Below are 14566 nucleotides of genomic sequence, written 5' to 3' on the forward strand. Positions count from 1 at the left end.
GATGACTGTCCTGCTGGACAAACCCGGCGCCACCGCGACCACCGCGGCCGCCACGACCACCGCGACCACCGCGACCACCGCGACCACCGTTCTGCCCCCTCGCCCGGCGGACGGGAACGACGCTCCGGAGCAGCGGCGCGGCCTCGGCGGCGTCAGCCGTGGCGAGGTGCTGAACCTCGCGGGCGCCGCCGTCACCGGTCTGTGTACCGCCGTCCTGCTGTTCGGGCGGCTGGCCCCGCTCTCCGGAGCCCTCGGTTTCTACGTCGTCGCCTACCTGGTCTTCCTCGGCGCGTACGCGCTGCTGGCCTGGCTGGAGGACGACGGTCCCGCCGTACGGGACCGGCTGATGACCGTGGTCCTGTGGTCCGCGGCCCTGCTGCTCTTCACCGGCCTCGTCATGGTCGTCGTCTACACGTTCTGGCGGGGGAAGGACGCCCTGCCGCACCTCAACTTCTTCACCGAGGACATGACGCGGGCGGGGCCGCTCGATCCGATCAGCGTCGGCGGTATCGCGCACGCCCTGATCGGCAGCGTGATCATGATCGCCATCGCGCTGGCGATCACCATCCCGCTCGGCGTCGCCTGCGCGGTCTACCTCAACCAGATGCGCGGGCGCTTCGTCCGCTTCGTACGGACCGTGGTCGAGGCGATGACGGCGCTGCCGTCGATCGTGGCCGGTCTCTTCGTCTACGCGACCTGGATCCTCATCCTGCACTTCCCGAAGTCCGGCCTCGCGGCGGGTCTCGCGATCAGCGTGATGATGCTCCCGATCATCATCCGGGCCTCGGACGTCGTGCTGCGGCTGGTCCCCGGCAACCTCACCGAGGCCGCGGAAGCGCTCGGCGCGCCCCGCTGGCGGACCGTGTGGCACGTGATCCTGCCCACCGCGCGCTCGGGCCTGGCCACCGCGGTCATCCTCGGCACCGCCCGGGGTATCGGCGAGACCTCGCCGGTGCTGCTGACCGCCGGTTACACCGCGAGTCTGAACGCCGACCCGACCGACGGGCCGATGATCTCGCTGCCGCTGGCCGTCTTCACCTTCGTCAAGTCCCCCGAGCCCGCGATGATCGCCCGTGGCTTCGCCGCCGCCGCGGTCCTCATGGCACTGGTCCTCGTGCTGTTCACCATCGCCCGGGTGATCGGTGGTCGCGGCCCCGGCCAGCTCACCAAGCGCCAGACGCGCCGCGCCGCCCGCGCCTCCCGCCAGGACGTCGCTCGCTTCGACGAGATGGACGCCCCGGTCCCTTCGCTGTTCGCCCCCGCCGGTACACCGCTGCCTGGAGAGAACCCCTGATGGCCCGCCGCATACCCTTCCCGGTCGCGCTGTTCGCGGCCCTTGTCGCCGTCCTCGTATCCGGGGTGTTCGGTCCCGGCGTCCAGCGTGCCGCCGCCGCGGACGGCTACGTGCCGCTCTCCGGAGCCGGCTCGACGTGGGCGTTCAACGCCGTTGACCAGTGGCGCAAGAACGTCAAGCAGTACGGCATGGAGATCCAGTACGCCCAGAACGGCTCCTCCGACGGGCGCCGTCAGTTCCTGAACGGAACGGTGGACTTCGCGGTCTCGGACATCCCCTTCCAGACCCACCCCACCGACGGGTCCGCGCCCGAGAGGCCGGCAGCCGGTTCATACGCCTACATGCCGGTCGTGGCCGGCGGCACGGTGTTCATGTACAACCTGAAGGTCAGCGGCCAGCGGGTGACCAACCTGCGGCTCTCCGGCGCGAACGTCACCAAGATCTTCACGGGTGCGATCACCACGTGGTCCGATCCGGCGATCGCCGCCGACAACCCGGGACTGAAGCTGCCGGCCAAGAAGATCGTGCCGGTGGTGCGCTCGGACGGCTCGGGCTCCAGCGCGCAGTTCACCCTGTGGATGTCCAAGCAGCACACCTCGCTCTGGAACACCTACTGCGGCAAGGTCGGCCGGGCCGGCGCCTGCGGCTCGACCTCGTACTACCCGACCTCGCCCGGCATGATCGCCCAGTCCGGTGACCTCGGTGTGGCCGGTTACGTGGCCCAGGACTACGCCGACGGCGCGATCGGCTACGTCAACTACTCGTACGCCAAGAACGCCGGCTTCCCGGTCGCCAAGGTGCTCAACCACGCCGGCTACTACACCGAGCCGACCCCGGCCAACGTCGCCGTGTCGCTGATCAAGGCCAGGATCAACACCGACAAGAACTCGCCGGAGTACCTGAACCAGAACCTCAGCGGTGTCTACGCCGACAGCGACAAGCGCAACTACCCGCTGTCCAGCTACTCGTACGTGATCCTGCCGCTGCGCGTCCAGGGACAGTTCACCAAGGCCAAGGGCAAGACCCTCGGCGCCTTCTCCTACTACTTCATGTGCCAGGGACAGCAGTACGCCCCGCAGCTCGGCTACTCGCCGCTGCCGATCAACCTGGTACAGGCCGGATTCGACCAGATCCGCCGCATTCCCGGGGTGGAGACCCAGAACGTCAACATCAAGGGCTGCCACAACCCGACCTTCAGCACGGACGGCACCAACACCCTCGCCAAGACCGCGCCGTACCCGGAGCCGTGCGACAAGCAGGGCGCCGCGCCCTGCACCACCGGCAGCGGCGGTGCGAAGCCGGGCGGCGGCAAGGGCGGCACGGGCGGCGGCAGCGGCGGCGGCACCACGGGCGGTAACGGTGGCGGCACCACCGCTGGTGGCGGTACGTCCGGCGGCGCCGGCGGCAGCGCCACGGGCGGCGGTACGTCCGGCAGCGGCGGCACGGGTACGTCCGGCGCGACCGGCGGTGCCACCGGCACCACCGGCGGTACGGGCACCACCGGCGGCTCCGGGTCCGGCGCCGTCGACCCGGACACCGGCCTGCCCGTCGAGTCCGCCGACGGTGGCGCCGGGGCGGTGGGCGGCGACGCCGCCGCCGGCGGTGGCACCGGGGGTGGCGACGGCCAGATCGTCCTCGCCCAGCCGGTCGCGGTCCCCGGCCAGGACGGCTGGAGCGGAACCCAGACCCTGATGCTGCTCGCGGGCCTCACCGTGCTCGCCCTGGTCCTCGCACCCGCCACCGCGGCCCGCGTCCTCGGCCGCCGCAAGGAGGGATCCCGTTGAGTTCCCCGCGTACCTCACGTGCCTCACGTGTCCCGGACGCCCCGGGCACCGCGAACCGCCCGCCCCTGCTGCGCCGGCTGGCCCGGCGGGTGCTGACCGGCACGGCACTCGGCGCCCTCGCCGGCGCCGTCCTCGCCCAGACCGCCACGGTCGTCCTGCCGCCCTCCGAGCCGGTGGCGGCCCAGTCCTCCGCCGTCACGGTCTCCGGCCGGGGCGAGTTCAAGAACATGAAGTTCACCGTCAGCCAGACCCGCGACCTGGCCAGCCAGGCGATCAAGGTGACCTGGACCGGTGGCACCCCCACCACGGTCGCCGGCGGGCTGTTCGACACCGACTTCGTCCAGATCATGCAGTGCTGGGGCGACGACGACCGCTCCGTCCCGGAGAACCCGGGGCCGCCGCGCACCCAGTGCCAGTTCGGCGCCTCGCCGATCACCGGCCGGGGCACGTGGCCCGGCAACGGGTACGACGACACCCGGCAGATCTTCTACAGCGCCGACCCCACCAGCTACCGCCAGGACAAGGAGTACGGAGCCGGACGGCCGTACGGCCGGGGCGAGGTCCCCTTCAAGGCGGTCGACGGCACGCTGATCACCAGCGACACCCAGAACAACCCGCTGTTCAGCTACAACACCACCAACGAGGTCCCCTTCGGCCGTACCGGTTCCGACGGCACCGGCCAGGAATTCTTCGAGGCGCAGACCAAGAACGAGGCTCCGCACCTGGGCTGCGGAGCCCCGCTCAAGCACCCCGACGGCACCGTCACCGGCCGCTCCTGCTGGTTGGTCATCGTCCCGCAGGGACACCTCAACCTCGACGGTGAGCCGTACCAGGACACCACCCAGGTCAACGCGGGATCCCCGGTCTCCTCCACCAACTGGCGCAACCGCATCGCCGTCAAGCTCGACTTCAACCCGGTCGGGGCCGGCTGCGCGATGGGCGCGGAGGAGCGCGACACCACCGGCAGCGAGCTGGTGTCCGACGCCATGAGCAGCTGGCAGTCCGCCCTCTGCTCCACCGGAACGGTGTACGGCTACACCACGGTCGGCGACCCCGAGGCGCGTAACCGGCTCGCGGACACCGGCGACAGCCTCGTCTTCACGTCCCGTCCGGTCACCGGCGCCACCAAGCCCGGCGACACGCTCACCTACGCGCCGACCGTGCTCTCCGGCGCGGTGATCGGCTTCAGCATCGAGCGCCAGCCGCGCTCGGGCGCGCCCGCCGACGTCAAGACGCGCGCCGGCACCCGGGTCCAGTCGCTGGACCTCACCCCGCGCATGGTCGCGAAACTGCTCACCGAGTCCTACCGCAACTCTCCCTGGAGCGCGGTCCGCACCGAGTATGTGAACGGCGTCTCCAAACTTGTCGCGGCCGAGGGGTACAGCTGGGCGCTGACCAACCCGACCGGGCTGGTCACCGACCCCGAGTTCGTCAAGCACAACCCGGAGTTCGCCGACCTGACGGTCGCCTCGAACCCGAGCACCGACACGGATCTGATCACCGCGCTGGGCCACACCGACGCCGCCGCGCAGATCTGGAACTGGGTGCTGACGGACCCGAAGACCCGCCAGTTCCTGGCGGGTGTGCCCGACGAGTGGGGCATGCGGGTCAACCCGTACTTCAGCACCAACGCGGATCTCAACCCGAACGGGGTCCCCTTCACCCCGGACCGCGACGACTTCCCGAAGAGCGACAAGTGGAGCGCCATCCCGCCGGGCACCGACGCCGATGTCGAGCAGACGATGACGGACTTCCACCCGTACGTCGACAACCTCCGCGCGGGCGCGCTGCGCACGCGCCGCGCCGACCAGCTGTGGAAGTCCACCTGGGACGCGCTGGCCACTCCTCCGGTCTGGAAGAGCCCGGGCCCGCAGATCGCCGGCCAGCGCTTCATGCTGACCGTCACGGACGCCGCGTCCGCCGCGCGCTACGGCCTCCAGACCGCGCGACTGCTCAACGCCGCCGGTGAGTTCACCGCCCCGACCAGCGCCGCGCTGCTGAACGCGGCCACCAAGGCGCCGGTCAAGGACGGCGTCCGCCAGGTCGACCCCACCGCCAAGGTGAAGGGCGCCTACCCGCTGACCATGGTGGTGTACGGCGCGGCCCGTCCGGCCAAGCTCAAGAGCGACGCACGGCGCCAGTACGCCGCGCTCCTGCGGTACGCGGTGGGCGCGGGCCAGACCACCGGTACCTCTCCGGGCGCGCTGCCGTTCGGATACGCGCCGCTACCGGCCGAGTTCCGCGCCGAGGCCCGGAAGGCCGCCACGGAGCTGGTCGACTGGAAGCCCGCCAAGGGCGAGGACGGTGACGGCGGTACGGGCGGTACCTCCGGCGGATCCGACGGCGGCCAGGGGACCGGCACCGGGGGCGCCGACGGCGCACTCGGCGGACCCGGAGGGGCGCCCGGCACCGGAGACACGGACGGCGCGACGGGCGCACCGGGAGACCCCGGCGCCACCCCCGGCGGCACGCCGGGCGGTTCCGCGGCGCCCGGCAAGGGCCCGGCCGACACGGCCGTCCAGGTCGCCGCGGGCGGCATCACGCCGGGAGACCCGGCCGCAGCCCTGCGCTACGCGGTGCCGCTCGGAGCCGCGCTGGGCCTGCTCGCCGCCGTGGCCGCGCCCTTCGCGGGAGGCGAGAGGCTTCCCCTGCGGGTCACCCTGCCCGGCGGACGCGTCATCACGCTCATACCGAGGCTGACGATCCCGGCCCGGCTGCGCGCGCTGCGGCTGCCCCGGCGCTGAGCGGAGCCGCCCGGCCCGCCGGACACCGGCGGGCCGGCCGGACCGCTCCGCCACCAAGGACCGCCGTCCGCCCCGAGTGCAAGTCGGGGCGGACGGTGAGCACAACCCTGCCAGACCGGCCCCCCGGCCGGCCCGGGCAGGCCCGAACCACCTGACGCATCACCTGACACGTCCCCTGATGAACCGCCTGACGCATCACCTGACATGCCACCGCAGTCCCGTACACGTCACATCGGTCCCCGATTTGGAGACAGACACATGGGCACCAAGCGTCCCACCGCCGCGCTCGCAGCGATCATCACGGCCGCGATAGCGGCCGGCACCATCGCCGTCGCGGGCCCCGCCGCCGCCGACCCGGCGACCGGCACCTTCGGCACCTACGTCGGTGTCGGTTCCGACACCACGCAGGACGTGCTGGGCGGCCTCGCCGACACCGTCCTCCCGAACGTGGCGTCCTACGACGCGACGGGCTCGGCCCTGATCAAGTCCCGCGCGAACGGACCGGAGTTCAGCCGGCCCAACGGCTCGGGCGCGGGTACGAAGGCCCTCAGCGCAGCCCTCTCCGGCGACCCGGACCCCGTCAAGGGCAAGGACGGCGCCCTCATGGCCGGCCAGGTCGACTTCGCCCGCTCCTCCGGCGGTCCGAGCGTCTCGGGCGAGACCCTCGTCTACATCCCGTTCGGCCGTGACGCCGTGGGTTACGTCGCCAAGGGCGACCACCTCAAGAACCTCACCCCGGAACAGCTCAAGGAGATCTACTCCGGAGCCGTCACCACGATCGGCGGCAAGCCGGTCCACCCGTTCATCCCGCAGGCCAGCTCCGGTACGCGCAAGTTCTTCCTGAACGCCCTCGGTGTCGCCGACGCGTCCGTTCAGATCCCCGCCGACCACGTGGTCGAGGAGAACAAGGCCGACGGCGTCATCCAGCAGGACGGCGACCTCATCCCGTTCTCCGTCGCCAGCTGGGTCGCGCAGATCAACAACGTCGCTCCCGACCGCAGCTCCAAGGCGGCCGAGGGCGGTGCCTTCGTCGGCGCCCTCACGCTGAAGAACTCCAGCGCCCCGGTCTCCCCGGTCACCACGATCGGCGACAAGCTCGCCCCGGTCGAGGCGTACTACAACGACTCCACCTTCGGCCGCGACGTCTACAACGTCGTCCCGAGCCGGGCGGTCGAGACCTCCAGCGCCTTCTTCGACAAGGGTCTGTACGACCTCTTCGTCACCGAGGGCGCGCACAAGCCGGCCATGGCCTCCGCCGCCGCGCAGAACACCATCGCCCGGTACGGCTTCCTCAACGAGCCCTACAACGGCTCCATCGACCCGCAGAACCACGCGAAGTACGGCGGTCTTGAGGGCAGCTACACCCTGACCAAGCCCGAAGCCGTGGGCTCCCTGACCGCGACGGCCCCGGCCGCCCGTCAGCTGAAGCTCTCCTGGACCGCGCCGTTCGCGACCGCCCTCCCGGTGACCGACTACCGGGTCCTGGTCACGAACGCCGCCGGCGCCCTCGCGTACAGCAAGGACATCAAGGCCCCGGCCACCTCGCTGACCATCGACCTGCCCGCCGGCAAGTACACCGCCGAGGTCTACGCCGCGAACCTGGTCGGCGGCGGCCCCGCCAAGACCGTCACGGGCACCGTCACCGACGCGGCGGTCGTGAAGACCGCGTCGAAGACGACCGCCACCGCCTCCCCGGCGTCGGTCGCCTACGGCACCGCGCGCACGGTCGGCGTCACCGTGACCGGCGCTTCCGTCCCGACCGGCAAGGCCACCGTCACCGAGGGCGCGACCACCCTGGGCACGGGCACGCTGGACAAGTCCGGCAAGGTCTCCGTCGCCCTGCCGGCCTCGCTCTCCGTCGGCACGCACACCCTGACCGTGTCCTACGGCGGCGACACCAAGCTGAACGCCTCCGCCGCCACGGTCAAGCTCACGGTCACCAAGGCCGCGTCGAAGACGGCCGCGACCGCCTCCCCGGCGAAGGTCGCCTACGGCACCGCGCGGAAGATCAACGTCGCGGTGACCGGCAAGGCCGTCCCGACCGGCAAGGTCACCGTCCTGGAAGGCAAGACCTCCCGGGGCACGGGCACGCTGGACAAGTCCGGCAAGGTCTCCGTCGCCCTGCCGGCCTCGCTCTCCGTCGGCACGCACACCTTCTCCGTGTCCTTCGGCGGCGACACCCGGCACAACGCCTCCTCGGTCGCCGTCAAGGTCACGGTCACCAAGGCCACGGCGAGCCTCAAGAGCAGCGCCCCGACCACGGTCAAGCCCTCCGCCCGCGCCAAGGTGACGGCCACCGTCACCGCGACCGGCACCGTCCCCACCGGCACCGTGCGGATCCTTGAGGGCAAGAAGGTCATCGGGACCGCCACCCTCAAGAACGGCAAGGTCACCATCACCCTGCCGAAGCTCGCCAAGGGCAAGCACACCCTGCACCTGGTCTACGTCGGCAGCGGCACCGTGAACGCGGGCACCGGCAAGAACTTCGTCATCACCTCCAAGTGATCCCGGTCCCGGCCGCGGCGGGCACAGCGCCCGCCGCGGCCGGGCGCCCCACCAGGTCCCACCCGACCAGCTCGTCCGTCATCCAGACTCACCCCACCCGCGCACGCCCCAGGAGGCCGGCCGCCGTGACGGTTACCGTCCAGACCCCGCCGCAGGCAGCGGCCCGCGCCGAGACGCCGGAAACCGCCACCCGTCCCGCTCCGCCCCCGACCACCGCCGGGCCCGGGCCCGCCCCGGAGACCGGGAAGACGCCACCACCGACTGCTGTCCGCCAGATCGCACGCGGCGCCCTGCTCGCCCTGGCCGTCCTGCTGCTGGGACTCGTCACCAACCTCGTACTGGTCAGCGGCCTGCAGCACCGCTCCGCGCAGCAGGCCGGATTCGACGCGCTGCGCGCCGGCCTCGCGGAGGGCATCGCGTCCGTCGGCCAGACCGACCAGCAGGGCCGGCTCCTCGCCCCGGGCACGCCCGTCGCCCTGCTGGAGATCCCGGCGCTGCACCTGCGCGAGGTGGTCTTCGAAGGCACCGCCTCCGACATCCTCGCCGACGGTCCCGGTCACCGCCGGGACACGCCCCTGCCCGGACAGGCCGGCACCAGCGTGCTGATGGGCCGCGCCGCCGCGTACGGCGGACCCTTCGGCGAACTGCGCGACCTCACCCCCGGCACGAAGTTCTCCGTGACCACCGGCCAGGGCCGCCACACCTACCGGGTGCTGGGCCCCCGCCGGGCCGGGGACCCCTCGCCCCCGCCGCCCGCCGCGGCCGGCGGCCGACTGGTCCTCGTCACCGCCGTCGGCGCCTCCTACCTGCCCGGTGGTGTGCTGCGGGTCGACGCCGACCTGGTGTCCAAGACCGCCGACACCCCCACCGCCGTCATCCGTCCCGGCTCACTCCCCGAGGACGAGCAGCCGATGGGCACGTCAAGCGCCACCCCGTGGGAGCTGGTGCTCTGGCTCCAGGCGCTGCTCGCCGTCGCCGTCGCCGCGGTCTGGGCGTGGCACCGCTGGGGCCGCCACCAGACCTGGATCGTCTTCCTCCCGGTCACCGCCGCCGTGGGATTCCAGGTCGCCGACCAGGTCACCATGCTCCTGCCGAACCTGCTCTGACCGGCACCTGTTCCGACCGGCACCTGTTCCGACCGGCACCTGTTCCGACCAGCACCTGCTCTCACCAGCACCTGTTCGGCTCCCGTCCCTCCGCAGTCCCTCCGTCCTCCGCGGCCCGTCCGTACCGCCCCTCCGTACCGCCCCTCCGTCCCGTCCCTCCGTCCCGCCCCGAGGTGCCCCCGCCGTGAACGCCACCGCCACCGCTACCGCCGTCGAGACCACCATCAGCCTTCCCCGGATCCCTGAGCAGGACGGGCCAGGGCCCGCCGCCCTGGACGCCCGCGCCGTCTCCGCCTGGTTCGGCACCCACAAGGTCCTGGACCGGGTGTCCCTGACCATGCCCGCCGGTCAGGTCACCGCCCTCATCGGCCCCTCGGGCTGCGGCAAGTCGACCTTCCTGCGCACCCTCAACCGGATGCACGAGATGATCCCCGGCGCCGCCATGGGCGGCGAGGTGCTGCTCGACGGCGAGGACATCTACGCGCCCGGACGGCGGCTCACCGAGGCCCGCCGCCACATCGGCATGGTCTTCCAGAAGCCCAACCCGTTCCCGGCGATGTCCATCTACGACAACGTGCTGGCGGGCCTCAAGCTCACCGGAAAGCGTGCCTCCCGCCGGGAGAAGGACGAACTCGTCGAGGAATGCCTCAGCCGCGCGAGCCTGTGGAAGGAGGTCCGCGACCGCCTCCGGCAGCCCGGCGGCGCGCTCTCCGGCGGCCAGCAGCAGCGGCTGTGCATCGCCCGCTCGCTCGCCATCCGCCCCCGCGTCCTGCTGATGGACGAGCCCTGCTCAGCCCTGGACCCGACCTCCACGCGGCACGTCGAGGAGACCATCCAGGACCTCGCCAGCGAGGTCACGGTCGTGATCGTGACCCACAACATGCAGCAGGCGGCCCGCGTCTCGCAGAACACCGCCTTCTTCCTCGCCTCGCAGGGCACCCCCGGCGGCATCGTGGAGCACGGCCCCACCGAGGCCATGTTCGGCAACCCGCAGGATTCGCGTACCGCCGACTACGTCAACGGCCGCTTCGGCTGACGGGCGCGGCGCGCTCGCGCGCCCATTTGTTGCGGCGGGATGAAATCCCGGGCCGCTCGTGTTGGTGCTTTCCGGCGGTTCAGGACGATCGGAAGGCATCTCGGTGGCGGTGGCAGAACAGGGCTGGGCACGGCGGCTCGCCGGGTACGCGTGGCGTTACCGGCGCAATGTGACGCTCGCGCTCGGCTCCTCGCTCGCCGGGATGGCGGTGATGGCGCTCGTTCCGCTGATCACCAAGGTCGTCATCGACGACGTCATAGGTGACGGCCGGCGCTCGCTCGCCGTCTGGACCGGCCTGCTGATCCTCGCCGCGGTCGTCGTCTACGCCACGACGTACATCCGCCGCTACTACGGCGGGCGGCTCGCGCTCGACGTCCAGCACGATCTCCGTACCGACATGTACGAGACGATCGCCCGCCTCGACGGGCGCCGGCAGGACAAGCTGTCCACCGGACAGGTCATCGGCCGGGCGACCAGCGACCTTCAGCTGGTGCAGTCGCTCCTTTTCATGCTGCCGATGACCATCGGCAATGTGCTGCTGTTCCTGATCTCCCTGGCGATCATGGCGTGGCTGTCGCTGCCCCTGACGCTGGTGGCCCTAGCGGTCGCCCCCGCCCTCTGGTTCATCGCCGTCCGCAGCCGTACCCGGCTGCACCCCGCCACCTGGTACGCCCAGTCGCAGGCCGCCGCCGTCGCCGGGGTCGTGGACGGCGCCGTCTCCGGCGTGCGCGTCGTCAAGGGCTTCGGGCAGGAGGATCAGGAGACGGGGAAGCTCCGCGAGGTCAGCCGCAAGCTGTTCGCGGGCCGGCTGCGGACCATCAAGCTCAACGCGCGCTACACGCCCGCCCTCCAGGCCGTACCGGCCCTCGGCCAGGTCGCGATGCTGGCGCTCGGCGGCTGGCTGGCCACCCGTGGCGAGATCACCCTGGGCACGTTCGTCGCCTTCTCCACCTATCTGGCCCAGCTGGTCGGACCGGTCCGGATGCTCGCGATGGTGCTGACGGTCGGCCAGCAGGCGCGGGCCGGCGTGGAACGCGTACTGGAGCTCATCGACACGGAACCGACCCTCCGGGACGGCACGAAGGAGCTGCCCGCCGACGCCGAGGCGACCGTCGAGTTCGACGACGTGACCTTCGGGTACGCCGACGGCCGGCCCGTTCTCGACGGCTTCTCGCTGGAGATGCGGGCCGGCGAGACCGTCGCCGTCGTCGGCTCCTCCGGCAGCGGCAAGTCCACCGTCTCGCTGCTGCTGCCCCGCTTCTACGACGTGTCGCACGGCGCGGTCCTGGTCGGCGGCCATGATGTCCGAGAGCTGACCCTGGACTCGCTGCGGGCCGCCATCGGGCTGGTACCGGAAGACAGCTTCCTCTTCTCCGACACCGTCCGCGCCAATGTCGCCTACGGAAAGCCTGACGCCTCCGAGGAGGAGATCCTCCGGGCCACCCGTGCCGCCCAGGCCCACGGCTTCATCAGTGAACTCCCGGCCGGCTACGACACCAAGGTCGGCGAGCAGGGCCTCACCCTCTCCGGTGGGCAGCGCCAGCGCATCGCCCTCGCGCGGGCGATCCTCACCGACCCCCGGCTGCTCCTCCTCGACGACGCCACCTCCGCCGTGGACGCGCGCGTCGAGCACGAGATCCATGAGGCGCTGCGCGGGGTGATGGCCGGGCGTACGACCCTGCTCATCGCCCACCGCCGCTCCACCCTGGGCCTGGCCGACCGGATCGCCGTACTGGACGGCGGACGGCTCGCCGACATCGGCACGCACGAGGAACTGGAGGAGCGGTCCGCCCTGTACCGGCGGCTGCTGACCGACCCGGACGCGCTGGGAGACGTGGCGCCCTCCGGCACACCGGCCGCCGCCTCGGCCGCCGCCGGTTCACCGGCGGGTCCGGAGGGACCGGAGGCCGGTCCGGACGGCTCCGAGGCCGGTTCCCCGGTCGGGACGATGACCGGGTCCCTGGCGGACGACCGCTCCCTCCAGGAGGAGATCGACGCCGAGTTCGACGCGGAGCGCGGCGTCACCCCCGCCCTGTGGGTACGCGACGAAGCGGCCACGGACGACGACACGGCCGCCGGTGCCACCCCCGAACTGCTCGCCCAGGTCGATGCCCTCCCGCCGGCCGTCGACACGCCCGGCGTGGACGAGGCGCGCGCCGTCGCCGCCGAGGAGTCGTACGGGCTGCGCCGGCTGCTGCGCGGCTTCGGCATGGCGCTGTCGGTCAGCCTGCTGCTGGTCGCCGTGGACGCGGGCATGGGGCTGCTGCTGCCGGTGCTCATCCGGCACGGCATCGACCAGGGCGTCGAGCGGCTCGCGCTCAACGCGGTGTGGGTCGCCGCCGGCCTGGGTCTGCTCGTCGTGGTCGTCCAGTGGGCGGCGCAGATCGGCGAGACCCGCAAGACCGGCCGCACCGGCGAGCGCGTTCTCTACGCACTGCGTCTGAAGATCTTCGCGCAGCTCCAGCGGCTCGGGCTCGACTACTACGAGCGTGAGCTGACCGGCCGCATCATGACCCGGATGACGACGGACGTCGACGCGCTGTCGACGTTCCTCCAGACGGGGCTCGTCACCGCGTTCGTCTCCGTCGTCACCTTCTTCGGCATCCTCGTCGTGCTCGTGGTGATCGACGTACAGCTGGCGCTGGTGGTCTTCGCGACCCTGCCGGTGCTGATCATCGGAACGTACTTCTTCCGGCGTAAGAGCGTGCAGGCGTACGAACTGGCCCGCGAGCGCGTCAGCGTCGTCAACGCCGATCTCCAGGAGTCCGTCTCCGGGCTGCGGATCGTCCAGGCGTTCCGGCGCGAGAAGGACGGCGCCGCCCGCTTCGCCGCCCGCAGCGACCACTACCGCGCCGCCCGGGTCCGTGGCCAGTGGCTGATCTCGGTCTACTTCCCCTTCGTCCAGCTGCTGTCCTCGGTGGCCGCGGCGACCGTACTGATCGTCGGGGCGGGGCGGGTGGAGGCCGGGACCCTGACGACCGGCGCGCTGGTCGCGTACCTCCTCTACATCGACCTGTTCTTCGCACCCGTGCAGCAGCTCTCGCAGGTCTTCGACGGGTACCAGCAGGCCACCGTCTCCCTCGGCCGCATCCAGGAACTGCTGCGCGAGCCGACCTCGACGGCCGCGCCGAAGGCGCCGCTGGACGTCCTGTCGCTGCGCGGCGAGATCGCCTTCGAGCAGGTGGACTTCGCCTACGGCGGTGAGGACGGCGAGCTCAAGGAGGAGACCGCGCTCACCGGGGTGAACCTGCGGATTCCGGCCGGCCAGACCGTCGCCTTCGTCGGTGAGACCGGCGCCGGCAAGTCCACGCTGGTCAAGCTGGTCGCCCGGTTCTACGACCCGACCGGCGGCCGGGTCACCGCGGACGGCACGGACCTGCGTGACCTGGATCTGACGGCGTACCGGCACCGGCTCGGAGTCGTCCCGCAGGAGGCGTACCTCTTCGTCGGGACGGTCCGTGACGCCATCGCGTACGGGCGTCGCGAGGCGAGTGACGCCGAGGTGGAGGCCGCGGCCCGCGCGGTCGGCGCCCACGAGATGATCGCGACGCTCGACGGCGGGTATCTGCACGAGGTCGCCGAGCGCGGCCGTAACCTCTCCGCCGGCCAGCGCCAGCTGATCGCGCTGGCCCGCGCCGAACTGGTCGACCCGGACGTGCTGCTGCTCGACGAGGCGACCGCGGCCCTGGACCTGGCGAGCGAGGCCCTGGTCAACCAGGCCACCGACCGGCTCACGGGCCGCCGGACCACCCTGGTGGTCGCACACCGGCTGACCACGGCGGCGCGCGCCGACCGGGTGGTCGTCATGGACCACGGCCGGGTCGTGGAGGACGGCACGCACGACGAACTGCTGGCGCTGGACGGCAGGTACGCCCGGTTGTGGCGCAGCTTCATCGGCGAGGAGGAGACGGCCACGGTGTGAGGGCCGGTGCGGGTTCCGGCGCGAGGGCGGACGGGTGCGCGTGGGTGTGGAGGTGACCCGTACCCCGAGTGGCGGTACCGGTAGCGGTGGCCGTCCGGTGGTGGACGGCGGAAGCTTCACCCCACAGGCGTTGGGGATGGTGGAGCGGGTGGTGCGCGCGTTAGGTTCACGGCGT

General features: G+C 72.0%; 7 protein-coding genes. All 7 read left to right on the forward strand.

Going from position 1 to position 14566, the window contains the following annotated elements; translation table 11 throughout:
* The first annotated feature begins 1 nt into the window (after position 1).
* The 7 genes from pstA to ACIBAE_RS04990 all read left to right on the forward strand — a co-directional run bounded on the left by pstA (position 2) and on the right by ACIBAE_RS04990 (position 14391).
* Entirely contained in the window at positions 2 to 1294 is a 1293-nt protein-coding gene (pstA, locus tag ACIBAE_RS04960; RefSeq protein WP_399282388.1) for a phosphate ABC transporter permease PstA, read from the forward strand.
* The gene (locus tag ACIBAE_RS04965; RefSeq protein ID WP_399282389.1) at positions 1294 to 3078 is read left to right on the forward strand and encodes a phosphate ABC transporter substrate-binding protein PstS; all 1785 of its coding nucleotides are present in this window, start codon (positions 1294 to 1296) and stop codon (positions 3076 to 3078) included. The genes pstA and ACIBAE_RS04965 overlap by 1 nt, the downstream gene beginning before the upstream one ends.
* Positions 3075 to 5822: a hypothetical protein gene (locus tag ACIBAE_RS04970; protein ID WP_399282390.1), complete on the forward strand. Its 2748-nt coding sequence runs from the start codon at positions 3075 to 3077 to the stop codon at positions 5820 to 5822. The genes ACIBAE_RS04965 and ACIBAE_RS04970 overlap by 4 nt, the downstream gene beginning before the upstream one ends.
* Before the next feature lie 258 nt (positions 5823 to 6080).
* Complete coding sequence (locus tag ACIBAE_RS04975) at positions 6081 to 8327, forward strand: Ig-like domain repeat protein (protein ID WP_399282391.1); 2247 nt, start codon at positions 6081 to 6083, stop codon at positions 8325 to 8327.
* A gap of 125 nt (positions 8328 to 8452) precedes the next feature.
* Positions 8453 to 9433, forward strand: coding sequence for a sortase (locus ACIBAE_RS04980; RefSeq protein ID WP_399282392.1), 981 nt, complete (start codon positions 8453 to 8455; stop codon positions 9431 to 9433).
* Between the two features lie 271 nt (positions 9434 to 9704).
* Entirely contained in the window at positions 9705 to 10469 is a 765-nt protein-coding gene (locus tag ACIBAE_RS04985; protein WP_399282575.1) for a phosphate ABC transporter ATP-binding protein, read from the forward strand.
* A gap of 103 nt (positions 10470 to 10572) precedes the next feature.
* On the forward strand, positions 10573 to 14391 hold the full coding sequence (locus ACIBAE_RS04990; protein ID WP_399282393.1) for an ABC transporter ATP-binding protein: 3819 nt from the start codon (positions 10573 to 10575) through the stop codon (positions 14389 to 14391).
* Positions 14392 to 14566 lie beyond the last annotated feature (175 nt).

It is taken from the genome of Streptomyces sp. NPDC051569, assembly GCF_044454085.1.
In the GTDB taxonomy this organism is placed as follows: Bacteria; Actinomycetota; Actinomycetes; order Streptomycetales; family Streptomycetaceae; genus Streptomyces.